Raw genomic sequence first — 23,707 nt, forward strand, 5'->3', positions numbered from 1 at the left:
CGCCGCGCGAGGTGATCCGCCACCATGTCCGTGGTGATCGGCACGCCGGCGGGAAGGCCCTCCAGCGTCGCGACAAGTGCGGGACCGTGGGACTCGCCCGCGGTCAGCCAGCGCAACCTGCTCAACGGTGCTCCTCAGTGCTCGCGCCTGGTACTGCCCTGCGTACGCGCGTCCTCGCGTACGGCGACAGCGCGACCGGGTGCGCGGCCCCGGCCCGCCACCACCGATCCTCCCACGTCCAGCGGTGTGAACCGGTCCCAGGTCCATCAGACGGACGCCCGCGCACGGGGTTCCCTCGCTCCTGGGCGGTCGTGAGCGGGCCGTTCCGAGGGCTGTCGCCTAGCGAGCCGCCAGGGCGTGCTCCCCCGCCTTGCGCATGGCGTCCACCGGTACCGGGGAGCGGCCCGTCATCTGTTCGACCTGGAGCACCGCCTGGTGCACCAGCAGGTCGAGGCCGCTGACGACGGCGCCGCCGTGCGCGGACCAGCGTGCCGCGAGGGCGGTGGGCCAGGGGTCGTAGAGCACGTCGAAGAGGGTCGCGGGGCGCTCCGGGACGTCGGCGACGAGTGCGTCCGTGGTCCCGGCCGGGGTGGTGGCGACGACCAGCGGGGCGTGCAGCGCCCGGGCGGCCTGCGACCAGTCGGCTGTCCGGACGTCGATGCCGATCCGCTCGCCCCACTGCCGCATCTCGACGGCCCGCGCCTCGCTGCGGACATAGGCGACGACCTCGCCGGTGCAGATGCGGGCGAGGGCGGCCAGCGCGGAGGACGCGGTCGCGCCCGCGCCGAGGATCGCGGCGGAGTCGACCTGCTCCACGCCCCGTTCGCGCAGCGCGGCGACCATCCCGGGGATGTCGGTGTTGTCACCGACGCGGCGCCCGTCCTCGGTGAACACCACCGTGTTCACCGCCTCGACGCCGGCCGCGGTGTCGCTGATCGTGTCGAGCAGGGGGATGACGGCCCGCTTGAGCGGCATGGTCAGCGAGAGTCCGGCCCATTCGGGTCCGAGGTCCGCGAAGAACCCCGGCAGCGCCGCCTCATCGATCTCGAACCGGTCGTAGGACCAGTTCGTCAGTCCCAGCTCGTCGTACGCGGCGCGGTGCAGCACCGGGGAGAGGGAGTGGGCGATCGGGGAGCCGAGGACGGCGGCCCGGCGCTTGCCGGCAGTGCTCGTCATTGTCCCTTCTTCTGCTCTTCGAGGTACTTCTCGCGGTTGCGTTCCTGCTCCGCGTTGGTCACGGCGAACAGCGTCTCGTTGTCGCTGATCGAGACGAAGTAGTACCAGTCGCCCTTGGCCGGGTTGAGCGCGGCCTTGATCGCCACTTCGCCGGGGTTGTCGATCGGACCGGGGGGCAGGCCCCGGACCCGGTAGGTGTTGTACGGGTTGTCTATCTTCCGGAGGCCGTCGACGGAACCGGTGGCGAGCTTGGACTCGCCGCGCAGGTAGTTCACCGTCGAGTCGAACTCGAGCCGGCCCGCGGTCTCGGTGTTGTTCGGCTTGAGCCGGTTGTAGACGACCGTGGCGACCTTCTCGAAGTCGCGCTTGGACTTGCCCTCGGCCTGGACGAGGCTCGCGACCGTCAGGACCTGGAGCGGGTTGTCCAGGTTGAGGTTCTTCGCCTTGGCCTGGAGGCCGTACTCGGCGTACTTCTCCTTGGCCATGTCGACCATCTGTTTGAGGACGTCCTCGGGCTTCATGCCCTTGGCGACCGGATAGCTGGACGGGTAGAGGAACCCTTCCAGCGGGTCCTGGATGCTGCTGTTGGTGTCGGCCCAGTCGGGCAGGCCGAAGCTCTTCCACTCCTTCTTGGCGAGGGCCTGGGTGGTGCCCGCCTTGAGCTGCAGACGGCCGTCGATCGCCGCGTAGATCTTCGTGTTGCGCCAGCCCTCGGCGATGATCAGGTTGTTCTTGCTCGCCGGGCTGAGCATCATCTGCACGGCCGCCGCCGCGGACATGTGCTTCTTCAGCGTGTACGTGCCCGCCTGGAGCGACTTGCCGTTCGGGTTCTGCTCCTGGGCCGCGACGAACGCGTCGACGCTCTTGACGACACCGGCCTGCTTGAGCACCTGGCCGATGGCGTAACCGCCGGACCCCTTGGGGATGGTGACCGTGACCGGCTCGCCGCTGCCCTCGCCGACATAGTCGGGCGCAGCGCCGAAACGATTTTGGTAGTACTGCCACCCGAAGTAGCCGACTCCGCCGATGCCGCCGCCGAGGACCAGGACGACGACCAGGCAGGCGCAGCCGTTGCGGCGCTTCTTGCCCTTGCCGCCGCGTCCCCGGCGGTCGCCGCGGCCACGGCTCTCGTCGTCATCGTCGTCGTCGGCGTCGTCTCCCGCGAAGAAGGCGTGTTCGCCCTGGTCCGGGCCCGGGTCCCAGTCGGTCTCCGGCTCGGGTTCGGCCTTCCTGCGGTGCGGCGGCTCGGGCGGCGGATAGGCGTCCGGCGTCTGGTAGTGGTCGGGCTGCTCAGCGCCGTAGGCACCGCTCTGGGCGCCGTACGGGTCCCCGGGGCCGGCGGCGTAGGGGCCCTGACCTTGACCCTGCCCCTGACCGCCGCCCCAGTTCCCGTCGCCGTAATCCTGCTGGTGCCCGCCGGGATAGGGCCCCGCGTTCTGCTGCGGCCCCTGCTGGTACTGCTGTCCGTCCGGCACCTGCTGCGGGTACTGCTGCCCGTTCTGCTGCTGGTACTGGCCCGGGTACTGCTGCCCGCCGTGGCCGGGGTACTGCTGGTGTCCCTGCTGCCCCTGGCCGTACGGGTCGCCCTGCGCGCCGTTCCAGCCGCCGTAGTGCTGCTGTGCCTGCTCCGGGTGCTGCTGCGGCCGGCCGCCGTGAGGGGACTGGCCGGCATGGGCCTGCTGTCCTCCCCATCCGCCGTCCCCGTACAACGGGTCCTCCGGATGCCACGGTGCGGAGCCTTGGCCCCGGCCATACTCAGTCATCGATCCCCTAGAGCCGCGAGGCGGCGGTCGCGGGCTCCGGTGCCCCGGCTTCCGTTCCGCCTCTTTGCTGTGCGGTGGCTGTTCGAACACCATCGCATCGCGCGGAACGTTACCGTATCGCGATCAGATGACCACTTCGACGCCCTCGCCGGGTGCTTTACCTGACACCCGTTCGGATTCGAGGGCCTGCTGGAGGATGATGACGGCCGCTGCCTGGTCGATCACGGACCGGCCCTTCTTGGACTTCACGCCGGAGGCGCGCAGTCCTTGACCTGCCGTCACCGTCGTCATCCGCTCGTCCACGAGTCGCACCGGCACAGGTGCGATCGAACGGGCCAGCTCCTGTGTGAAGCCGCGAACCTTTACCGCGGCCGGACCCTCGCCTCCCTTGAGGGAGCGAGGCAGGCCGACGACGACCTCGATCGGTTCGTACTCCTCGACGAGCTGCTTCAGCCGGCGCTGGGCCGCCGGAACGTCCCGTCCTGGAACCGTCTCCACCGGGGTGGCGAGGATCCCGTCGGGGTCGCACGAGGCGACCCCGATCCGGGCGTCACCGACGTCGATCGCGAGTCGGCGTCCTCTTCTCATCTGTGTGACCGTCCTACTTGGCGGTCTCGGCGACCAGGCGCTCGACGGCCTCGACGGCCTCGCCGACGGCGGCCGGGTTCTGGCCGCCGCCCTGGGCGACGTCCGGCTTGCCGCCACCGCCGCCGCCGAGGGTCTTGGCGGCCGTACGGACCAGGTCGCCGGCCTTCAGACCACGCTCACGGGCGGCCTCGTTGGTGGCGATGACCGTGAGCGGCTTGCCGTTGTTCACGGTGAACAGGGCGACCACGGCGGCGCGTCCGCCCTGGATGCGGCCCCGCACGTCGAGGACCAGCTTGCGCAGGTCGTCCGGGGTGGTGCCGTCCGGGACCTGCCCGGTGACGACGGCGATCCCGCGGATGTCCCTGGCGGACTCGACAAGACCGGCGGCGGCCTGCAGCACCTTCTCCGCGCGGAACTTCTCGATCTCCTTCTCGGCGTCCTTCAGCTTGCCGAGCATTCCGGCGACCTTCTCCGGCAGTTCCTCCGGGCGGCCCTTGAGCAGCTCGGTGAGCTGGTTGACGACCGTGTGCTCCCGGGCGAGGAAGTGGTAGGCGTCGACGCCGACCAGGGCCTCGATACGACGGACTCCGGAGCCGATCGAGGACTCGCCGAGCAGCTTCACCAAGCCCAGCTGGGCGGTGTTGTGCACATGCGTGCCGCCGCACAGCTCCTTGGAGAAGTCGCCGATGGTCACGACGCGGACCCGCTCGCCGTACTTCTCGCCGAACTCGGCGATGGCGCCCTGCTTCTTGGCCTCGTCGATGCCCATGATCTCGGCGTGCACGTCGAGATCGCGGGCGAGCACCTCGTTGATCTTCTGCTCGACGTCGGACATCACGGCCGTCGGGACGGCCGACGGGGAGCCGAAGTCGAAGCGGAAGCGGCCCGGCTGGTTCTCGGAACCGGCCTGGGCGGCCGTCGGGCCGAGGGCGTCCCGCAGGGCCTGGTGGGTGAGGTGGGTGGCCGAGTGGGCGCGGGCGATGGCCTTGCGACGGCGGAGGTCGATCGAGGCATGGACCTTGGCGCCGACGGTGACCTCGCCGACCTGGACGACGCCCTTGTGGACATAGACGCCCGGGACCGGCTTCTGGGTGTCGCGGACCTCGATCACGGCACCGGAGTCCGTGCGGATACGGCCGGTGTCGCCGATCTGGCCGCCGCCCTCGGCGTAGAAGGGGGTGCGGTCGAGCACGATCTCGACCTCGTCGCCCTCGGTGGCGGCCGGGGAGGAGGCACCGTCGACGAGGATGCCGACGACCGTGGACTCGCCCTCGGTGTCGGAGTAGCCGATGAAGTCGGTCTCGCCGGAGGAGTCGGCGATCTCGCGGTAGGCGCCGAGGTCGGCGTGGCCGGTCTTCTTGGCCTGGGCGTCGGCCTTGGCGCGCTCCCGCTGCTCCTTCATCAGGCGGCGGAAGCCGTCCTCGTCCACCGCCAGGCCCTGCTCGGCGGCCATCTCGAGGGTGAGGTCGATCGGGAAGCCCCAGGTGTCGTGGAGCAGGAAGGCCTTGTCGCCGGACAGGACCGTACCGCCGGCGGCCTTGGTCTCGGTCACGGCGGTGTCCAGGATGTTGGTGCCGGCCTTCAGTGTCTTGAGGAAGGCGTTCTCCTCGGCGAGGGCGACCTTCTCGATGCGCTCGCGGTCGGTGACCAGTTCGGGGTACTGCCGGCCCATCATGCGGATGACGACGTCGATCAGGTCCTTGACGACCGGACCGGTGGCGCCGAGCAGACGCATGTTGCGGATGGCACGCCGCATGATGCGGCGCAGGACGTAGCCGCGGCCCTCGTTGCCGGGGGTCACACCGTCACCGATGAGCATGGTGGCGGTGCGCATATGGTCGGTGACCACACGCAGCGAGACGTCCGAGCCGTGGGCATCGCCGTAGGCCACACCGGTCAGCTCGGTGGCCTTGTTGATCACGGCCATGGAGGTGTCGATCTCGTACATGTTCTGCACGCCCTGCAGAATCATGGCGAGGCGCTCAAGACCGAGGCCGGTGTCGATGTTCTTGCTCGGCAGGTCGCCGAGGATCTCGAAGTTGTCCTTGCCGGTGCCCTCGCCTCGCTCGTACTGCATGAAGACGAGGTTCCAGATCTCCACGTACCGCTCGTCGTTGACGGCGGGGCCGCCCTCGACGCCGAACTCGGGGCCGCGGTCGTAGTTGATCTCGGAGCACGGGCCGCAGGGGCCGGGGACGCCCATGGACCAGAAGTTGTCCTTCATGCCCAGGCGCTGGATGCGCTCGGCGGGGACGCCGACGACGTCGCGCCAGATCTGCTCGGCCTCGTCGTCGTCCTTGTAGACGGTGATCCACAGACGCTCGGGGTCGAGGCCGTAACCGCCCTTGTCCTGGGGCGAGGTGAGCAGCTCCCAGGCGAGCTTGATGGCGCCTTCCTTGAAGTAGTCGCCGAACGAGAAGTTGCCGCACATCTGGAAGAAGGTGCCGTGGCGCGTGGTCTTGCCGACCTCTTCGATGTCGGGCGTGCGCACGCACTTCTGCACGCTGGTGGCGCGCGGGAACGGCGGCTTGACCTCACCCAGGAAGTAGGGCTTGAAGGGCACCATGCCGGCCGGGACGAGCAGCAGAGTCGGGTCGTCCGCGATGAGCGACGCCGAAGGGACGACGGTGTGACCGCGCTCCTCGAAGAAGCTCAACCAGCGGCGGCGGATTTCAGCCGACTCCATCAGTGGTCCTCATTCCGATTGTGCGAGTACATCGTGGTCTCGATGTACTTCGGGTTGTTGCTGTTCTCGATGGCGGCGTACCGCCGCGGACCCGGGAGCTGGTCGACGGGGGCGTCCAGGCCGAGCGCGTCGCCGAGTTCCGCCTCACGCTGGGCCATGCCGGCACGGACGTCGAGCGCGAAGTCCAGCGCGCGGTCCTTGAGCCGGTGACCGGCCTCGAGTGCCTTGTTCGCCGCCTGCGCGGCCAGGCTCTCGGGGGTCAGTTGCCTCAGCTTGCGGTTGACCTTGGTGGTGGCCCACACACCGGCTGCGACGCCTGTGGTGAACCAGAACGTACGGCGGAACATCGCTCCGTCAGAGCCCCTCTTCCCGGTTGTTTCCCCGGTTGTTCCGCTTCCCCCGTCGCTGGGACGGGACGGTGCGGCCCACGATCACGGTACGCCGGGGCGCCTTGGCAGGCACGTTCTCACGGCGGCCGGCGATCGCCCGGCGTACGCCGTAGCCGAACGCCGCGACCTTCACCAAAGGGCCGCCGAAGGTGGAGGCGACGGTCGTCGACAGCGCCGAGGCGTTCGACGTGACCTCCTGGACGTCGGACGCGATCGCGTCGACCCGGTCGATCTGGGTCTGTGCGGAGCGCACCGCCGCGGAGGCGTCGGCCAGCAGGGGGACGGCCTGGTCGGTCACGTCCGCCACCAGCTTGGTGGTCGCCTTGAGCGTCTGGGCCAGCCTCGCCAGTGCGACGGCGAGGAAGGAGACCAGGATCGCCCAGAAGACGGCCACGAGAATCCCGGCCACCTCTCCACCGGACACCGTGTGCACCCGCTCCCTAGAACGTGCCTGAACATCGAAAAGTCGTCTCCCGAGCCTATCGCGCCGGGGCGGCCGGTCCGTACCGGATTACGGGCCGAGCGCACCGGAGTTGCACGAGGCGTGCACACCGCGGGTGCACGGGCTCCGTACGCACCGTGTACGCGCGCGTGCGCGTCGCGTCAACTCCCGGTCCCCGTCGCGGAATCCGGCCCGGACATGCGACGGCCCGCCGTCCCGGCCGCCCGAAGGGGCGGGGGACGACGGGCCGATGCGCTGGGGTGCTACGTCCGCCGAATGAGGATCAACGGGCGTAGTACTCGACGACGAGCTGCTCGTCGCAGATCACCGGGATCTCCTTGCGGTTCGGCTCACGGTCCAGGCGGAACGCCAGGGCCTTGAGGTTCACCTGGAGGTAGCGCGGGGTCTCACCGTCGGGGGCGAAGCCACCCTCGCGGGCGACCTGGAAGAGCGCCTTCTCACGGCTGCGCTCGCGGACCATCACGACGTCGTCGGGACGGACGCGGAACGACGGCTTGTCGACCTTCTGGCCGTTGACCTCGATGTGGCCGTGGACGACCATCTGGCGGGCCTGGTAGATCGTGCGGGCGATGCCCGAGCGCAGGACCAGAGCGTCGAGACGGCGCTCCAGCTCGACGATCAGGGCCTCACCGGTCTTGCCCTGGACCTTGGACGCACGCTCGTAGGCGCGGACCAGCTGGCGCTCGGAGATGTCGTACTGCGCGCGCAGACGCTGCTTCTCCAGCAGACGGACCTTGTAGTCCGAGTTCTGCTTGCGGCCACGGCCGTGCTCGCCCGGCGGGTAGGGGCGGGCCTCGAAGTACTTGACGGCCTTCGGTGTCAGCGCGATGCCGAGGGCACGCGACTTCTTGACCTTGGGGCGGGACTGGTTCGCCATGAACCAAACACCTCGTGTTTCTGTATGGAATCGGCTTCACCAGGGTTAGGGGAGGTCGCATCCGCAGCCGGGGAATCCCTGCGGGTCCACGTGGGACCTGCCGGGTAGCCGCTCCCCTGGTCTGGGCACATACGTGCAGCACGCGAGTGGCCCACCGACCTGTCTCCGGGCTACCGGGAGGTGGTGGGCTGCCCGCGACACCGTTCGACGGTGCGCGACGCTCCTGGATCCCCGTGCCGTACGGCGATGGGGTTCCGGCTGGATGTCCCGCTCTGGTGGTGCCGGCCCCTCATTTCTGAGGTACCGGACACGGGACGCAGCGCTTCGGGTAAGTCTACAGGGTGCGGGGGCCGCCGTTGACCCCCGCCTGCCGTCCGGCGCGGGCGTCAGGAGCGTCGTCGGCCGAGGTGCTTGCGGGTCCACTCCACCGCGTCCGCGTACCGCGTCTCCGCGCCGTGCCGGGTCGGGCTGTAGTACTCGCGGTCCTTGATCGCGTCGGGGGCGTACTGCTGGGCGGCGATGCCCTCCGGCAGGTCGTGCGGATACACATATCCCTGGGCGTGGCCGAGCTTGGCTGCGCCCTTGTAGTGCCCGTCGCGCAGATGCGGGGGGACGGATCCGGCGAGGCCCGCCCGGACGTCCGCCATCGCGGCCCCGATCGCGGTGGTCGCCGAGTTGGACTTGGGGGCGAGCGCGAGGGCGATGGTGGCGTGGCTCAGGGTGAGGGCGGCCTCCGGAAAGCCGATCATGGCGACGGCCTGGGCGGCGGCGACGGCGATCGGCAGCGCGTTCGGATCGGCGAGGCCGATGTCCTCGCTGGCGGAGATCATGAGGCGGCGGGCGATGAAGCGGGGGTCCTCACCGGCCTCGATCATCCGGGCCAGATAGTGCAGGGCCGCGTCCACGTCGGAGCCGCGGATCGACTTGATGAGGGCGCTCGCCACGTCGTAGTGCTGGTCGCCGTCCCGGTCGTACTTCACCGCGGCGCGGTCGACCGTCTCCTCCAGCGTGGTCAGGCCGATCTCCGCCTCGCCCTTGTCGAGGGCGGCGCCAGCGGCGGCCTCCAGGGCCGTCAGTGCGCGGCGGGCGTCACCGCCGGCGATCCGCAGCAGATGGGACTCGGTGTCCTCGGGCAGGGTGACGGCGCCGGCGAGGCCCCGCTCGTCGGTCAGGGCCCGGCGCAGCAGACCGCGCACGTCGTCGTCGGTGAGCGGTTCCAGGGTGAGCAGCAGGGAGCGGGACAGCAGCGGGGAGATCACCGAGAAGTACGGGTTCTCCGTGGTCGCCGCGATGAGCGTCACCCAGCGGTTCTCGACGGCTGGGAGCAGGGAGTCCTGCTGGGCCTTGCTGAAGCGATGGATCTCGTCCAGGAAGAGGACGGTCTCCTTGCCGAAGCCGCCGCTGGCCCGCCGGGCGCCGTCGATGACCGCGCGGACCTCCTTCACGCCCGCGGTGATCGCCGACAGCTCCACGAAGCGCTTGTTGGTGGCCTTGGAGACGACGTACGCCAGGGTGGTCTTGCCGGTCCCGGGCGGCCCCCAGAGGATCACCGAGGAGGGCCCGGCGGGTCCGCCGCTGCCCTCGCCGACCAGTCTGCGCAGCGGTGATCCCGGCTTGAGCAGATGCTGCTGGCCCACCACCTCGTCGAGGGTGCGCGGGCGCATACGGACCGCCAGGGGACTCGCGGCCGGGTCCTTCTCCTGGCGTTCTTCTGCGGCGGCGGTGAACAGGTCGGGTTCCACGCTGAAACCCTATGTCACGCCACTGACAACGCCGCCGGGCCCGGGGCGGGGGCCGTGCGGCCCCCGGTCAGCGCCCGCGGATCAGGCCCAGAGCTGGCTGCCCCACCGGGTCAGGATGAGCATCGCGATGATGCCGACGTGGGTGACCGGGAGGATCCAGGTGAACTCGCCGAGGAAGTTCTTCACGGGGCGCGGCGCGGGCAGGAAGTCGTTGCGGACGTTGAACGAGGTCACGTACCAGAACATGGTGATCGTGGCGACCCAGGCCAGCGAGCACCACAGGCACAGCGCGTTGATCCGGTACAGCGACTGGAACTGCAGCCAGGTGCAGAAAGCCACACCGAAGAGCGTGCCGGCGTTGAAGGTCAGCCAGTACCAGCGGGGGAAGCGGACCCGGGTGAGCAGGCTCACGCCGACGCAGATGACGATGCCGTAGCAGACGAGGCCGAGCATCGGGTTGGGGAAGCCGAACACGCCGGCCTGCTTGCTCTCCATGACGCTGCCGCAGGAGATGATCGGGTTGATGCTGCAGCTGGGGGTGAACGTCTTACCGCTCACCTTGCCCTCGAGGATCTTGAACTTGTCGAGCGTGATGACCCACGCGGCGAGCAGGCCGGCCGCGCCGGTGATCACGAGCAGCAGGGCGAACGCGCGGCTGCCGCCGACCGTCCGGGGAGCGTCCGTGCGTTCCGGTTCGATGTGTCCGGTGGGGACGGCCTGCACTGTCGTCTTGGTCATCACGCCGATTCCGATGCTCGGGGTTGGATCTGCGGGCTCAGGTCATTGTGCCGCACACGGCCCTGTGTCCACCGTTCGTTGGACGTAAGGAAGTACGCACGGTCGTCGCGGAACGTTCGGTTCAGGCCGAGGCTCTTGGCCATGACGCGAAACACGAACGGGCTCGCGGTGGACGTACGCGGGCTGCGCAAGCGCTACGGGGACGTCACCGCGGTCGACGGGCTCGATCTCGAGATCCGCCGGGGCGAGGTGTTCGGCCTGCTCGGGCCCAACGGGGCGGGCAAGACCACCACCGTGGAGATCCTCCAGGGCAACCGTGACCGGGACGGGGGCGAGGTGTCCGTCCTCGGGAGGGATCCGGCGAGCGCCTCGCGCGCGTGGCGCTCGAAAATAGGCATCGTCTGGCAGGACGAATCGGCGCCCGCGGAGTTGACGGTCCGCGAGACCGTACGGCATTTCGCCCGCTACTACCCCCGGCCGCGTGACCCCGAGAGGGTCATCGGGCAGGTGGGCCTCCAGGCGAAGGCGGACAGCCGGATCAAGGGGCTGTCGGGCGGGCAGCGCCGCCGGCTCGACGTGGCGCTCGGCGTGATCGGCGACCCGGAGCTGCTGCTCCTGGACGAGCCGACGACCGGATTCGACCCGGCGGCCCGGCGCCGGTTCTGGGAGCTGATCCGCTCGCTCGCCGACGAGGGCACCACCATCCTGCTCACCACCCACTATCTGGAGGAGGCCGAGGAGCTGGCCGACCGGCTGGCGGTGGTGGCCGGCGGCCGGGTGGTGGCCGAGGGCACCGCGGCGGCGCTGCGGGACCGCTTCGGCAGCGACGCGGTCGTCGAGTGGACGGAGGCGGACGGCAGGCCCCGCCGGGAGTCCACCGGGACGCCGACGCGGACGGTCACCGAGCTGGCCGGACGCTTCGGCGGCGAGATCCCGGGGCTGCGGATCAGCCGCCCCACCTTGGAGGACGTGTATCTGCGGCTGACCGGACAGGAGAACGCGCGATGACCACTACGGCCGTACGGACCTGCACGGCGGACGCCGCCGGGCGGCTGCCCGGGGCCTGGGCGCTCGGACTGCACCGGGGCGTCCTGGAGATCAAACAGTTCTTCCGGCAGCGCGAGCAGGTGGTGTTCACCTTCGCCTTCCCGGTCGTGTTCCTGTTCCTGTTCGCGTCGATCTTCCACGACGCCGTGCGCGGCTCCGGCGTCACGGCCTCCCAGCTGTATGTGCCCGCGATGATGGCCTCGGGCATCATGTCGACGAGTTTCCAGTCCCTGGGGATCTCGATCGCGGTGGAACGCGACGAGAAGGTCCTGCGCAGGCTGCGCGGCACCCCCATGCCCCCGACCGCCTACTTCCTGGGGAAGATCTGGCTGGTCCTGTTCACCGGTGTGCTGGAGACGGCGATCCTGCTGCTCGTCGGGACCACCGTGTACGGCGTCCATCTGCCGTCGGAGGCCGGGAAGTGGTTCGACTTCGGCTGGATCTTCGTGCTCGGGCTGACCGCGTGCGCGCTGCTCGGCATCGCGATCAGCTCCGTACCCAGGTCCGCAAAGAGCGCCAGCTCGGTGGTCGTCCTGCCCTTCCTGGTGGTGCAGTTCATCTCCGGGGTGTACATCTCCGTCGACAACATCCCCGGCTGGATGCTGAACATCGGCGCCCTGTTCCCGTTGAAGTGGCTGTGCCAGGGACTGCGGGGTGTGTTCCTGCCCGACTCGGCGAAGGTGCTGGAGCAGGCGGGCAGCTGGGAGTTCGGGCGCATCGCCCTGGTGCTCGCGGCCTGGTGCGTCGGAGGATTGGCCCTGTGTCTGCTGACGTTCCGCTGGAAGGACCGGCGCGGAGGATGACCGAGCCCGGCACGGCGCGAGAGAGCACCGATCCCGGCGCAGCGCGCGTCCTCGCCGACGACCACCCCGTCGTACGAGAGGGGCTGCGCGCGATGCTGAACGCGGAGCCCGATCTGGAGGTCGTCGCCGACGCGGCCGGCGGACCGCCGGCCGAGGCCCTGGCGGCCGGGCTCCGGCCGGACATCGTGCTCATGGATCTGCGGATGCCGGGCGGCGGGGGCGTGGACTCCATCGCCCGGATGACGGAGGCCGGATTGCCGTGCCGGGTGATCGTCCTGACGACGTACGAGACGGACCGGGACATCCTGCGGGCCGTGGAGGCCAGGGCGGCGGGGTATCTGCTCAAGGATCTGCCGCGCGCCGAACTGGCCGACGCGGTACGGGCGGCGGCGCAGGGCGAGAGTGTGCTGGCGCCCTCGGTGGCGGCCCGCCTGGTCGACCAGCTCCGCGCCAGGCCGGAGCCCCCCAGGCTGTCGGACCGGGAGACGGCGGTTCTGCGGCTGGTGGCCGAGGGCTGCACCAACGCCGGGATCGGGCGACGGCTGTTCATCGGGGAGTCGACGGTGAAGACCCATCTGCTGCGGATCTTCGGCAAGCTCGGGGTGGCCGACAGAACGGCGGCGGTCACCAGCGCGATGCGGCACGGGCTCCTCGCCCCCTGACCCCGCCGGGGCACTGGCCGGCGCGATGCCACGCGGGACGCGGCGGTACGGGAAGGGTCCTGGGCAGCGTGTGCCCAGGGCCCTTGCGTGCCGGTGTCGTACCCGGTCAGCCCAGCCGGGACTCCAGCTCCGCCACGATCTCGTTGACCCCGACCGCCGTCTGCTCGCCGGACTCCATGTCCTTGAGCTGGACGACGCCCTCGGCCAGATCGCGTTCGCCGGCCACGATCGTGTAGCGGGCGCCGCTGCGGTTGGCGTTCTTCATCGCGCCCTTGAGGCCCTTGCCGCCGTACGCGAAGTCCGCCGCGACACCGAGCTTGCGCAGCTCGGTGATCTTGCCGAACAGGATCCGGCGGGCCTCTTCGCCCAGCGGGACCGCGAACACGCTGGTGGACGCGGGCAGTTGGAGCTCGATGCCCTCGGCCTCCAGCGCGAGCACCGTACGGTCGACGCCGAGGGCCCAGCCCACGGACGGCAGCGCGGGGCCGCCGATCATCTCCGAGAGGCCGTCGTAGCGTCCGCCGCCGCCCACCGCGGACTGGGAGCCCAGACCGTCGTGGACGAACTCGAAGGTGGTCCGCGTGTAGTAGTCCAGGCCGCGCACCAGCTTCGGGTCGTCCTCGAAGGACACCCCCGCCGCGGTGATCAGCTCACGGACCTCCTCGTGGTACGCCTTGCACGCGTCGCACAGGTAGTCGCGCAGCAGCGGGGCACCGGTCAGCTGCTTCTGGACCGACTCGCGCTTGTCGTCGAGGACCCGCAGCGGGTTGATGTCGACGCGGCGGCGCGTGTCCTCGTCCAGGTCCAGGCCGCGCAGGAAGTCCTGGAGCGCGGCGCGGTAGACCGGGCGGCACTCCTTGTCGCCCAGGCTGTTGAGCAGGATGCGGAAGTCGCGCAGACCGAGCGAGCGGTAGGCCTGGTCAGCCAGGATGATCAGCTCGGCGTCCAGGGCCGGGTCCTCGGCGCCGATCGCTTCGGCGCCCACCTGCGAGAAGTGGCGGTAGCGGCCCTTCTGCGGACGCTCGTAGCGGTAGTACGAGCCCGAGTACCAGAGCTTGACCGGGAGGTTGCCCGTCTTGTGCAGGTTGGCCTCCAGGGCGGCGCGCAGCACGGAGGCCGTGCCCTCAGGACGCAGGGCGAGCCTGTCGCCGCCCTTGGTCTCGAATGCGTACATCTCCTTCGTCACGATGTCGGTGGACTCGCCGACGCCGCGCGCGAACAGCTCCACGCTCTCGAAGCCGGGAGTCTCGATATAACCGTAGCCGGAGTTGCGCAGCGGAGCGGCGATCGCCTCGCGCACCGCGAGGTACTTGGCGGAATCCGGCGGGATCAGGTCGTACGTGCCCTTGGGGGCCTTGAAGGTGCTCACGAAGGTCTCGTCACATTCCTCGTCGGGGAGCGTCCACATCCACTCCCGGGCCGGCGGCCACCTGCCGCAGATAAGGGTTGGTGGCGCGCTCCTGGCCGATGGTCGTCTGGGGGCCGTGGCCGGACAGCACCACGGTCGAGTCGTCGAGCGGCAGGCACACGCGGGCCAGCGAGTCGAGCATCTCGGCCATGTCACCGCCGGGCAGGTCGGTGCGTCCGATGGAGCCGGCGAACAGCAGATCGCCCGAGAAGAAGATCGGCGGGATGTCCGCCGCCTCGGGCATGCCGAAGGTCACCGACCCCTTGGTATGGCCGGGCGCGTGCGCGACGGACAGCTCCAGACCGGCCAGCTCCAGCTTCGCCCCGTCGGTGAGCTCCTTGACGTCGCCGGGCTCGCCCACGGTGAGCTCACCCATCAGCGGCATCCCGATGGACCGTCCCAGCGCTTTCTCGGGGTCGCTCATCATGTACCGGTCCTCGGGGTGGATCCAGGCCGGCACGTCGTGCGCGCCGCAGACCGGGACGACCGAGGCCACATGGTCGATGTGACCGTGGGTGAGGACGACGGCGACAGGCTTCAGCCGATGTTTCCGGAGCAGCTCCTCGACTCCCTCGGCGGCCTGGTGGCCCGGGTCGATGATCACGCACTCCTCACCAGCGGCGGGGGCGACCAGGTAACAGTTGGTCCCCCAGGCCCCGGCGGGGAACCCGGCAATCAGCACGATCGTCCTTAGGTATGTCGTACGGAGAGTGACTGTTTCGCGGTCAGAGCCTACCGGCGCTGCCGATTCCTCAGCGAACCCATATACGGTACGGGGCACACGCACGCGGAGGACACACCTGACGCACGCGTACCGGTCGGTGTACGAGACGCATGAGGAGACAACCCCGTGGTCAGCCAGGAACAGCGGCGGCGGCAGCTCGCCCGGGAGAAGTTCTTGCGGCAGCAGCAGCGACGTACGGACGCACGGCGCAAGACGCGCGTGCGCAACTCGGTGGTCGGCGCCGTCCTCGGGGTGGTGGTGGTCGGCAGCCTGGTGTCCTACACGGCCGGGGCCTTCACCAGTGACGACAAGAAGGCCGACACGAGCGCGCAGGTCTCCCCGAGCGCCTCGGCGACCAGCAAGGCGCCGGACCCGTGCGCGAAGCCGGCGGCCGGCTCGGTGAAGAAGCTGAGCTGGAAGAAGGAGCCGGCGATGACGATCGACACGTCGGCGAAGTACACGATGAACCTGGCCACCACCTGCGGCGACATCGGCATCACGCTGAACACGGCGGCCCCGCACACGGTGAACTCGTTCAACTTCCTGGCGGGTCAGGGCTTCTTCGACCACACCAAGTGCCACCGTCTGGTCACGAGCGGGATTTACGTCCTGCAGTGCGGCGACCCCAAGGGCACCGGCACCGGCGGCCCCGGCTACACCATCCCGGACGAGAATCTCAAGGACAAGAGCCTCAAGGGGAACGTGTACCCGGCGGGCACGGTGGCGATGGCCAACCAGTACAACGCGCAGACCCAGCAGGGCCGCAACAGCGGCGGCAGCCAGTTCTTCCTGGTCTACCAGGACAGTCCGCTGCCGGCCGACTACACACCGTTCGGCACCATCTCCGACGCGGGCATGAAGGTACTGAAGAAGATCGCCGCCGCCGGTGCCCAGCCCGCGGATCCCACGACGGGCAACACCGCACCGAACGCAACTGTCGTGATCAACAAGGCGACGGTGACGAAATCCTGACCGTCAACTGCGGAATTTCGGTCGCGCGGGATGCGGACAGCCGCCCCGCCGGTCGCCTATGTTGGCGGTGACGAAACTGTGGACGATGCCCGGGGGCGCTGAAGCCCTTCGCAGGCATCATGTGGAGGAGGCGCTGTGAGCAGCGACCCGTGGGGCCGCGTCGACGAGACGGGGACCGTGTACGTGCGAACGGCCGACGGTGAGCAGGTCGTCGGTTCCTGGCAGGCCGGCTCCCCCGAGGAGGCGCTGGCCTACTTCGAGCGCAAGTACGAGGGCCTGGTGGTCGAGATCGGCCTCCTCGAGAAGCGAGTGCAGACGACCGATCTGTCGGCGAAGGACGCCCAGGCCGCGATCGGCCATCTGCGGGAACAGGTGGACGCGCACCACGCGGTCGGCGACCTGGAATCGCTGCGGAGCCGTCTGGACAAGCTCGTGGAGACCGTCGAGGCGCGCCGTGAGGAGCGCAAGGCGCAGCGGGCCAAGCAGTCCGACGAGGCACGCCACTCGAAGGAGTCGCTGGTCGTCGAGGCCGAGGAGCTGGCGCAGTCCGACCAGTGGCGGGCCGCCGGTGAGCGGCTGCGGGCGCTGGTGGACACCTGGAAGGGGCTGCCGCGGCTCGACCGCAAGTCGGACGACGAACTGTGGCACCGCTTCTCGCACGCGCGGTCGGCGTTCTCCAAGCGTCGCAAGGCGCACTTCGCGCAGCTCGACGCGCAGCGCGAGGACGCCCGCAAGACCAAGGAGAAGCTGGTCGCCGAGGCCGAGGCGCTGTCGGCCTCGACGGACTGGGGTCCGACGGCGGCGCGCTACCGTGAGCTGATGGCCGACTGGAAGGCGGCGGGCCGCGCCCAGCGCGAGCATGAGGACGACCTGTGGAACCGCTTCCGCGGCGCCCAGGACGTGTTCTTCGCCGCCCGTAGCTCGGTCTTCGCGGAGCGCGACGCCGAGCAGTCCGAGAACCTCAAGCTCAAGGAGGAACTGGCCGAGGAGGCGGAGAAACTGCTGCCGATCACGGACCTCAAGTCCTCCCGTGCCGCCTTCCGCTCGATCAACGAGCGGTGGGAGGCCATCGGGCATGTGCCGCGCGACGCCCGGTCGCGGGTCGAGGGCCGGATGCACTCGGTCGAGCGGGCCATCCAGGAGGCCGAGGAGGCCGAGTGGCGGCGCACGAACCCGGAGGCCCGGGCGCGCGCCGAGGGCCTGACCGGTCAGCTGCAGGCCGCCGTGGACAAGCTCCGGGGCCAGATCGAGCAGGCTCGGTCCCAGGGCAACAACGCCAAGGCCGAGAAGCTGGAGCGGGAGCTGGAGGGCCGCCAGGCGCTCCTGGAGCAGGCCCTGAAGGGTCTCCAGGAGTTCGGCGGCTGACACCTGCCACACAGAGGGGGCTCCCGTACGGTGCGTACGGGAGCCCCCCTTTCCGTGTGCGGGCCGGTCAGTCCGACGGCCGGCGGGCCGACGTCACGCGGTAGACGTCGTACACGCCCTCGACGCCCCGTACGGCCTTCAGGACATGGCCCAGGTGTTTCGGGTCGCCCATCTCGAAGGTGAAGCGGGAGGTGGCGACCCGGTCGCGGGACGTCTGCACCGCGGCCGAGAGGATGTTGACGTGCTGGTCGGACAGGACCCGGGTGACATCCGAGAGCAGCCGCGAGCGGTCCAGTGCCTCCACCTGGATCGCCACCAGGAAGACGGACGACTGGGTCGGGGCCCATTCCACGTCGAGGATGCGTTCGGGCTCGCGCGACAGTGACTCGACGTTCACACAGTCGGTGCGGTGAACCGATACGCCGCTGCCGCGGGTGACGAAGCCGATGATGGGGTCGCCGGGGACGGGCGTACAGCAGCGGGCCAGTTTGACCCAGACGTCCTCGACGCCCTTGACCACCACGCCGGGGTCCTGGCTGCGGCGCCGCTTGCGACCGCGGCTGCGGGTCGGCGGGACGGCCTCGTCGATCTCCTCGGTGGCGGCCTCCTCGCCGCCGAGCGCCTGCACCAGCTTCTGCACGACGTTCTGGGCCGCGACATGGCCCTCGCCGATCGCCGCGTACAGCGAGGAGATGTCGGGGTAGCGCATCTCGTGGGCGAGGGTCACGAGCGAGTCGCCGGTCAGGATGCGCTGGATCGGCAGGTTCTGCTTGCGCATGGCCCGCGCGATGGCGTCCTTGCCCTGCTCGATCGCCTCGTCGCGCCGTTCCTTGGAGAACCACGCCCGGATCTTGTTGCGGGCGCGCGGCGACTTCACGAAGCCGAGCCAGTCGCGGGACGGGCTCGCGCCGGGTGCCTTGGAGGTGAAGACCTCCACCAAGTCGCCGTTGTCCAGGGTGGATTCGAGCGGTACCAGACGGCCGTTGACCCGCGCGCCTATCGTCCGGTGGCCGACCTCGGTGTGGACCGCGTACGCGAAGTCCACCGGGGTGGCCCCGGCCGGCAGCGCTATGACATCGCCCTTCGGGGTGAAGACGAAGACCTCGTTGCGCGACAGGTCGAAGCGCAGGGACTCGAGGAACTCGCTCGGGTCCTCGGTCTCCTTCTGCCAGTCGAGCAACTGCCGCAGCCACGCCATGTCGTTGACGGCGTCGTGGTCCTTGGCGTTCTTGGTGCTCGAACGGGGCGCGTCCGTACGGATCTTGGAGGCGCCAGCCACGGCCTCCTGCTTGTACTTCCAGTGCGCGGCGATGCCGTACTCCGCGCGGCGGTGCATGTCGAAGGTGCGGATCTGCAGTTCGACGGGCTTGCCGTTGGGGCCGATCACCGTCGTGTGCAGCGACTGGTACATGTTGAACTTGGGCATCGCGATGTAGTCCTTGAACCGCCCCGGAACCGGGTTCCAGCGGGCGTGGACCGTGCCCAGTGCCGCATAGCAGTCGCGGACGGTGTCGACGAGGACGCGGATGCCGACCAGGTCGTAGATCTCCGCGAAGTCACGGCCGCGGACGATCATCTTCTGGTAGACGCTGTAGTAGTGCTTGGGCCGGCCGGTGACCGTCGCCTTGATCCGGGCCGCGCGCAGATCGCCCTGGACCTCGTCGGTCACTATCGCCAGATACTCGTCGCGCTTGGGCGCGCGCTCGGCGACCAGCCGGACGATCTCGTCGTACATCTTGGGGTAGAGGATCGCGAAGGCGAGGTCCTCCAGCTCCCACTTGATGGTGTTCATGCCCAGGCGGTGGGCGAGCGGCGCGTAGATCTCCAGGGTCTCGCGCGCCTTCTTCTCCTGCTTCTCGCGCTTGAGATAGCGCATGGTGCGCATGTTGTGCAGACGGTCGGCCAGCTTGATGACCAGGACGCGGGGGTCCTTGGCCATCGCGACGACCATCTTGCGTACGGTCTCGGCCTGCGCGGCCTCGCCGAACTTGACCTTGTCCAGCTTGGTGACGCCGTCCACGAGGAGGGCCACGGTGTCGCCGAAGTCGCGGCGCAGCTGGTCCAGGCCGTACTCGGTGTCCTCGACGGTGTCGTGCAGCAGGCCCGCCATCAGGGTGGCCGGGTCCATGCCCAGCTCGGCGAGGATCGTGGTCACCGCGAGCGGGTGGGTGATGTACGGGTCGCCGCTCTTGCGCTTCTGGCCGCGGTGCCAGCGCTCGGCGACCTGGTAGGCGCGCTCGATCTGGCGGAGCGTCGAGTTCTCGATCTTCGGGTCGTTGCTGCGCACTATCCGCAGCAGCGGCTCCAGGACCGGGTTGTACGGGTTGGCGCGCTGGACGCCGAGGCGGGCGAGGCGGGCGCGGACACGGTTGGAGGAGCCGGAGCGGGCGGGCGGGGCCGGAGCGGGACGGACCGCGGGGGTGCGCTCGGCGGCGGCCGGCTTGGGCCGGGGCCGCTCGGCGGCCGGCTCGACGGGCGCCGACTGGGCGTGCTCGACCGGCCCGTGCGGGACGTCCTGCGCGCTGCGCGCGGGCTGGGCCGCGGCCTTCGACGACGGGTCGGGCTTGGCGGCGGTCAGGTGCTGGGCCTCGTCTGGCAAGAGGGCTCCTCGTGCGCGATCCGGGTCCCCCGGTCAGGCTCCGGAAACCCCATGGTAGCGATCCCGGGCTCCGGGCTCGCCCTCAGGCCGAAGGGACGGTCTGCTACGGGGGAAACGCATGAGGCGGGCGTCGGATTCCTCCGGGCCCGCCTCACGGTGTACGGCGGCCTTCCACGGCCTTGCGCGGGGGTGTCCCGCACGGATGCCGGACCTGACCGAGACCTGTCTTCGACGTGTCTCAGATCTGAAGGAGCGCCTCCAGGGGCGCACCGGCGAGGGCCGGCTCCAGCCGGGCACGGCCGCCCAGGAAGCCCAGCTCCATGAGCACGGACACCCCGGCGACCTCGGCGCCCGCCCGGCGGATGAGCTGGAGCGAGGCCTCGGCGGTACCGCCGGTGGCGAGAACGTCGTCGACGACCATCACGCGGTCGCCCGCGGTCAGGTCCTCGGCGTGCACCTCGATCTCCGCGGAGCCGTACTCCAGGTCGTAGGCCTGGCGCAGGGTGGCTCCGGGGAGCTTGCCCGCCTTGCGGACGGGGATGAAGCCGACGCCGGCGCGGACGGCGACCGGGGCGCCCAGGATGAACCCGCGGGCCTCCAGGCCGACGATCTTCGTCGCGCCGTGCCGCACGACGAGCTCCGCCAGTGCGTCGGTCAGCGCGCTGAAGGCCGCCGGGTCCGACAGGAGCGGGGTGATGTCCTTGAACATCACGCCCGGCTCCGGGTGGTCGGGTACGTCGCGGATGCGGCTGAGCAGAAGGTGCCTTATGTCAGTGGTGTCGGTCATCGACGCTTTCCTGAGGGTCGGCCGCGACCGCGGCCACGGGACGCGGGCTGGTGGCGCTGGCCGACGACGGCGGGCGTGGCGTCCTGCGGCTCGTCGGCGATCTGCGGCTCGTAGGTCTCGTCCTCGGCGGCGGCCTGGGCGCGCTTGGCCATGACCCGCTTCCTGAGGGCCTTCATCTGCGGCTCGCGCTCCTTGAGGTCGGCGACGAGCGGCGTGGCGATGAAGATCGACGAGTAGGCACCGGCCGCGAGGCCGACGAACAGCGACAGCGAGATGTCGTTCAGCGTGCCGGCGCCGAGGAAGCCGCCACCGATGAACAGCAGGCCGGCCACCGGCAGCAGCGCCACCACCGTGGTGTTGATGGAGCGGACCAGGGTGCTGTTGATCGAGCGGTTGGCGACGTCGCTGTAGGTCCAGCGGGTCTGCTTGGTGAGGTCCTTCGTCTGCTCCTTGAGGCTGTCGAAGACGACGACCGTGTCGTAGAGCGAGTAACCGAGGATCGTCAGCAGACCGATCACCGTACCGGGCGTCACCTCGAAGCCGACGAGGGCGTAGATACCGGTCGTGATGGTGATGTCGTGGATCAGCGCCACCAGGGCGGCCAGCGCCATCCGCCACTCGAAGGCGATCGCCAGGTAGATCACCACGAGCACCATGAAGATCGCCAGGCCCTGCCAGGCCTTGCTGGCGATCTGCTCACCCCAGCTGGGGCCGACCAGGTCGGCGTTGATCTGCTCGGAGCCGACGTTCAGGTCCTTGGCCAGCGTGTCCTTGATCTGGTCGGCCTTGTCTGTGTCGACCCCCGCGACCTGGATGCGCAGGCCGCCCGTGCCGAGCTTCTGCACGACGGCGGGGTGGCCGGAGGCGTCCTGGGCGTAGGTCTCGGCCTGGGTCACCGAGACGCTCGTCTTCGGGGTGGTGAAGATCGCTCCACCCTGGAACTCGATGCCCATGTTCAGGCCGCGCACCGTCAGGCCCAGGATGGCCGTGATGGTGATCAGGATCGAGATGCCGTACCAGATCTTGCGGTTGGCGACGAAGTCGTAACCGACCTCGCCTCGGTGGAGCCGGGCGCCGAGGTTGCCGAGCTTCGACATCTCTCACGCCTCCTTCGGGTCGACGGGGGCGGAGGGACGACGGGTGCGCCGCAACGGCGGCTTGGCGCCGAGACGCTTCGGGTCGAGGCCGGACCAGCTGTGTCCGCTCGCGAAGAACGTACGGCGGGCGAGGATCGTCATCAGCGGCTTGGTGAAGAAGAAGACGACGACCACGTCGAGGACCGTGGTCAGACCCAGCGTGAACGCGAAGCCCTGGACCTTGCCGACGGTGACGATGAACAGCACCGCGGCGGCCAGGAACGACACGAAGTCGGAGACCAGGATCGTGCGCCGGGCACGCGGCCAGGCACGCTCGACGGCGGGCCGCAGCGAACGTCCCTCGCGGATCTCGTCCCGGATGCGTTCGAAGAACACGATGAAGGAGTCCGCGGTGATACCGATCGCGACGATGGCACCGCACACTGCGGGCAGGTTCAGCGCGAAGTGGATCGTGGGGCCGAGCAGCGCCATGATCACGTACGTCATGGTCGCGGACACCAGCAGGGAGGCGACGGCCACCAGCGACAGACCGCGGTAGTACATGACCAGGTAGATGATGACCAGGGCCAGGCCGATCGCACCGGCGATGAGACCCGCCTGGAGCTGCTCGCCGCCGAGCGCCGCGGTCACCGTGGTCACGCTCGACTCCTTGAAGGAGAGCGGGAGCGCGCCGTAGGACAGCATGTTGGACAGGCTCTGGGCCTCGGTCTGGGTGAAGCTGCCGGAGATCTGAGCGTTGCCCCCGGTGATCGCCGTCTGGACGTACGGGTGGGAGACGACCTCGTCGTCGAGGACGATCGCGAACTCGTTCTGCGGGGAGCTGTTCTTGGACAGCTGGCCGGTGATGTCGGCGAACTTCTTCGAGCCGCTGGAGTTGAAGTTCATCACGACCTGCCAGCCGGCGGCACCCTGGGTGTCGAAGGCGGCCTGGGCCTTCGTGACCTCCGTGCCGTCGACCGCGACCGGGCCGAGGATGAACTTGTTCCAGGTGTTGCCGTCCTTGCCGCAGGCGACGGTGGCGTCGCCGGGCTTGGCGCCCTTGCCGGCGGTGGCGCGCTGCGCGGGCTTGCTGCAGTCGAGGGCGGCGTACTGGGCCTCGAGCTTGCTCGCGTCAGCGGCAGCGCCGCTCGCGGACGGCGAGGGGCTGCCGGCGGCCTTGGCGGGCGCGGAACCCGTCGCGGACGGGGTGGCGGAGCCGGTCGCCGACGGCGTGGCCGTGCCGGCCTTCAGCGCGTCGGTGACGGGGCGGCCCTGTGTGGTGGCGGAGGCCGTCGGAGAGGCGGTGGAGCCCGCCGTCGGGGTGGCGGCCTTGCCCGTGCTGGTGCTGCCCGCCTTGGCGCTGCTCGACGCGCTCGGCTTGGCGCTGCCGCCCGTGCTCGGGCTGGCGCTCGGGCTCGCCGGGGTGGGGGTGCCGGAGGCCGCACGCTGCAGGACCGGGCGGAAGTAGAGCTTCGCCGTGGTGCCGACCTGCTGACGGGCCTCCTCGGAGTTCATGCCCCGAGGGATGTTGACGATGATGTTGCGATCGCCCTGGGTCTGCACCTCCGCCTCGGACACGCCCAGACCGTTGACACGGCGGTTCATGATCTCGACCGCGGTGTCCATGTTGGTCTTGTTGATCGCGTTGGGCTGCCCGGGTTCGTTGACCGCCGTCAGCGTGATGCTGGTACCGCCGGCGAGGTCGATGCCGAGACGCGGAGTGGTGTGCCCGGAGGCGAACATTCCCCCGGTGAGCGCCGCGATGGCGATCAGGATGAGGGCCAGCGAGCGCCCCGGCCTGCTCTGGGCGCTCGCGCTCCGGCCCTTCTTCGGTGCTGCCAC

21 protein-coding genes are annotated in these 23,707 nt (G+C 69.9%); 5 read left to right on the top strand and 16 right to left on the bottom strand.

The genetic code is table 11. The annotated features are described in order from the left end of the window. The 10 genes from ACFYX0_RS19275 to ACFYX0_RS19320 all read right to left on the bottom strand — a co-directional run. On the bottom strand, window positions 1-125 hold a 125-nt coding region (locus tag ACFYX0_RS19275; protein ID WP_388971824.1), incomplete at its 3' end, for a chorismate synthase. 214 nt (window positions 126-339) lie between these two features. After that, entirely contained in the window at window positions 340-1,176 is an 837-nt protein-coding gene (locus ACFYX0_RS19280; RefSeq protein ID WP_388971651.1) for a shikimate dehydrogenase, read from the bottom strand. After that, a complete protein-coding gene (gene mltG / locus ACFYX0_RS19285; RefSeq protein ID WP_388971653.1) occupies window positions 1,173-2,939 on the bottom strand; it encodes an endolytic transglycosylase MltG in 1,767 nt (588 codons plus the stop codon). The genes ACFYX0_RS19280 and mltG overlap by 4 nt, the downstream gene beginning before the upstream one ends. Before the next feature lie 123 nt (window positions 2,940-3,062). Continuing rightward, window positions 3,063-3,527: a Holliday junction resolvase RuvX gene (gene ruvX / locus ACFYX0_RS19290; RefSeq protein ID WP_388971656.1), complete on the bottom strand. Its 465-nt coding sequence runs from the start codon at window positions 3,525-3,527 to the stop codon at window positions 3,063-3,065. Between the two features lie 13 nt (window positions 3,528-3,540). Then, on the bottom strand, window positions 3,541-6,213 hold the full coding sequence (gene alaS / locus ACFYX0_RS19295; RefSeq protein WP_388971658.1) for an alanine--tRNA ligase: 2,673 nt from the start codon (window positions 6,211-6,213) through the stop codon (window positions 3,541-3,543). Continuing rightward, window positions 6,213-6,560, bottom strand: a complete 348-nt coding sequence (locus ACFYX0_RS19300; protein WP_388971660.1) for a hypothetical protein — start codon at window positions 6,558-6,560, stop codon at window positions 6,213-6,215. Before ACFYX0_RS19300 ends, alaS begins: the two co-directional genes overlap by 1 nt. 7 nt (window positions 6,561-6,567) lie before the next feature. Then, window positions 6,568-7,035, bottom strand: coding sequence for a DUF948 domain-containing protein (locus tag ACFYX0_RS19305; RefSeq protein ID WP_311696035.1), 468 nt, complete (start codon window positions 7,033-7,035; stop codon window positions 6,568-6,570). 292 nt (window positions 7,036-7,327) lie between these two features. Beyond that, entirely contained in the window at window positions 7,328-7,942 is a 615-nt protein-coding gene (rpsD, locus tag ACFYX0_RS19310; RefSeq protein ID WP_311696037.1) for a 30S ribosomal protein S4, read from the bottom strand. A gap of 386 nt (window positions 7,943-8,328) precedes the next feature. Next, entirely contained in the window at window positions 8,329-9,684 is a 1,356-nt protein-coding gene (locus ACFYX0_RS19315) for a replication-associated recombination protein A (protein ID WP_388971662.1), read from the bottom strand. Window positions 9,685-9,765: 81 nt separating this feature from the next. Further along, on the bottom strand, window positions 9,766-10,422 hold the full coding sequence (locus ACFYX0_RS19320; protein WP_355910144.1) for a vitamin K epoxide reductase family protein: 657 nt from the start codon (window positions 10,420-10,422) through the stop codon (window positions 9,766-9,768). A gap of 141 nt (window positions 10,423-10,563) precedes the next feature. Between ACFYX0_RS19320 and ACFYX0_RS19325 the strand changes: the two genes are divergently transcribed. From ACFYX0_RS19325 to ACFYX0_RS19335, 3 genes are read left to right on the top strand one after another with little or no spacing between them, the layout of a single operon-like run. Then, window positions 10,564-11,430 carry an ABC transporter ATP-binding protein gene (locus tag ACFYX0_RS19325; protein WP_388971664.1) on the top strand — a complete coding sequence of 289 codons (867 nt, stop codon included), beginning with the start codon at window positions 10,564-10,566 and terminating at the stop codon, window positions 11,428-11,430. Next, on the top strand, window positions 11,427-12,272 hold the full coding sequence (locus ACFYX0_RS19330; RefSeq protein ID WP_388971666.1) for an ABC transporter permease: 846 nt from the start codon (window positions 11,427-11,429) through the stop codon (window positions 12,270-12,272). The genes ACFYX0_RS19325 and ACFYX0_RS19330 overlap by 4 nt, the downstream gene beginning before the upstream one ends. Then, window positions 12,269-12,934: a response regulator gene (locus ACFYX0_RS19335; protein ID WP_388971668.1), complete on the top strand. Its 666-nt coding sequence runs from the start codon at window positions 12,269-12,271 to the stop codon at window positions 12,932-12,934. The genes ACFYX0_RS19330 and ACFYX0_RS19335 overlap by 4 nt, the downstream gene beginning before the upstream one ends. Before the next feature lie 106 nt (window positions 12,935-13,040). On the opposite strand, the gene hisS is transcribed toward ACFYX0_RS19335, so the two are convergent. Both hisS and ACFYX0_RS19345 read right to left on the bottom strand, forming a co-directional pair. Beyond that, entirely contained in the window at window positions 13,041-14,303 is a 1,263-nt protein-coding gene (hisS, locus tag ACFYX0_RS19340; RefSeq protein ID WP_388971670.1) for a histidine--tRNA ligase, read from the bottom strand. A gap of 10 nt (window positions 14,304-14,313) precedes the next feature. Further along, window positions 14,314-15,024, bottom strand: coding sequence for an MBL fold metallo-hydrolase (locus ACFYX0_RS19345; RefSeq protein WP_355910135.1), 711 nt, complete (start codon window positions 15,022-15,024; stop codon window positions 14,314-14,316). 168 nt (window positions 15,025-15,192) lie between these two features. Here ACFYX0_RS19345 and ACFYX0_RS19350 point away from each other — a divergent pair, with 168 nt between their 5' ends. Continuing rightward, on the top strand, window positions 15,193-16,038 hold the full coding sequence (locus ACFYX0_RS19350) for a peptidylprolyl isomerase (protein ID WP_388971672.1): 846 nt from the start codon (window positions 15,193-15,195) through the stop codon (window positions 16,036-16,038). Between the two features lie 135 nt (window positions 16,039-16,173). Then, window positions 16,174-17,403 (top strand): DUF349 domain-containing protein, encoded by a 1,230-nt coding sequence (locus ACFYX0_RS19355; protein WP_388971674.1) that lies wholly within the window; start codon window positions 16,174-16,176, stop codon window positions 17,401-17,403. 67 nt (window positions 17,404-17,470) lie between these two features. Here the strand turns inward: ACFYX0_RS19355 and ACFYX0_RS19360 are convergent, their stop codons facing one another. From ACFYX0_RS19360 to secD, 4 genes are all read right to left on the bottom strand, one after another. Further along, the gene (locus ACFYX0_RS19360) at window positions 17,471-20,002 is read right to left on the bottom strand and encodes a RelA/SpoT family protein (protein WP_388971676.1); all 2,532 of its coding nucleotides are present in this window, start codon (window positions 20,000-20,002) and stop codon (window positions 17,471-17,473) included. A gap of 238 nt (window positions 20,003-20,240) precedes the next feature. Then, window positions 20,241-20,789 (bottom strand): adenine phosphoribosyltransferase, encoded by a 549-nt coding sequence (locus ACFYX0_RS19365; protein ID WP_355910124.1) that lies wholly within the window; start codon window positions 20,787-20,789, stop codon window positions 20,241-20,243. Then, window positions 20,786-21,886, bottom strand: a complete 1,101-nt coding sequence (gene secF, locus ACFYX0_RS19370; protein WP_388971678.1) for a protein translocase subunit SecF — start codon at window positions 21,884-21,886, stop codon at window positions 20,786-20,788. Before secF ends, ACFYX0_RS19365 begins: the two co-directional genes overlap by 4 nt. 3 nt (window positions 21,887-21,889) lie before the next feature. After that, a complete protein-coding gene (gene secD, locus ACFYX0_RS19375) occupies window positions 21,890-23,707 on the bottom strand; it encodes a protein translocase subunit SecD (RefSeq protein ID WP_355910189.1) in 1,818 nt (605 codons plus the stop codon).

It is taken from the genome of Streptomyces sp. NPDC002573, assembly GCF_042889625.1.
GTDB lineage: Bacteria > Actinomycetota > Actinomycetes > Streptomycetales > Streptomycetaceae > Streptomyces > Streptomyces gibsoniae.

Coding starts and splice junctions, on each gene's coding strand:
- ACFYX0_RS19280 (WP_388971651.1), bottom strand. CDS start 1,176: ATGACGAGCACTGCCGGCAAGCGCCGGGCCGCCGTCCTCGGCTCCCCG.
- mltG (WP_388971653.1), bottom strand. CDS start 2,939: ATGACTGAGTATGGCCGGGGCCAAGGCTCCGCACCGTGGCATCCGGAG.
- ruvX (WP_388971656.1), bottom strand. CDS start 3,527: ATGAGAAGAGGACGCCGACTCGCGATCGACGTCGGTGACGCCCGGATC.
- alaS (WP_388971658.1), bottom strand. CDS start 6,213: ATGGAGTCGGCTGAAATCCGCCGCCGCTGGTTGAGCTTCTTCGAGGAG.
- ACFYX0_RS19300 (WP_388971660.1), bottom strand. CDS start 6,560: ATGTTCCGCCGTACGTTCTGGTTCACCACAGGCGTCGCAGCCGGTGTG.
- rpsD (WP_311696037.1), bottom strand. CDS start 7,942: ATGGCGAACCAGTCCCGCCCCAAGGTCAAGAAGTCGCGTGCCCTCGGC.
- ACFYX0_RS19320 (WP_355910144.1), bottom strand. CDS start 10,422: ATGACCAAGACGACAGTGCAGGCCGTCCCCACCGGACACATCGAACCG.
- ACFYX0_RS19325 (WP_388971664.1), top strand. CDS start 10,564: ATGACGCGAAACACGAACGGGCTCGCGGTGGACGTACGCGGGCTGCGC.
- ACFYX0_RS19330 (WP_388971666.1), top strand. CDS start 11,427: ATGACCACTACGGCCGTACGGACCTGCACGGCGGACGCCGCCGGGCGG.
- ACFYX0_RS19335 (WP_388971668.1), top strand. CDS start 12,269: ATGACCGAGCCCGGCACGGCGCGAGAGAGCACCGATCCCGGCGCAGCG.
- ACFYX0_RS19365 (WP_355910124.1), bottom strand. CDS start 20,789: ATGACCGACACCACTGACATAAGGCACCTTCTGCTCAGCCGCATCCGC.
- secF (WP_388971678.1), bottom strand. CDS start 21,886: ATGTCGAAGCTCGGCAACCTCGGCGCCCGGCTCCACCGAGGCGAGGTC.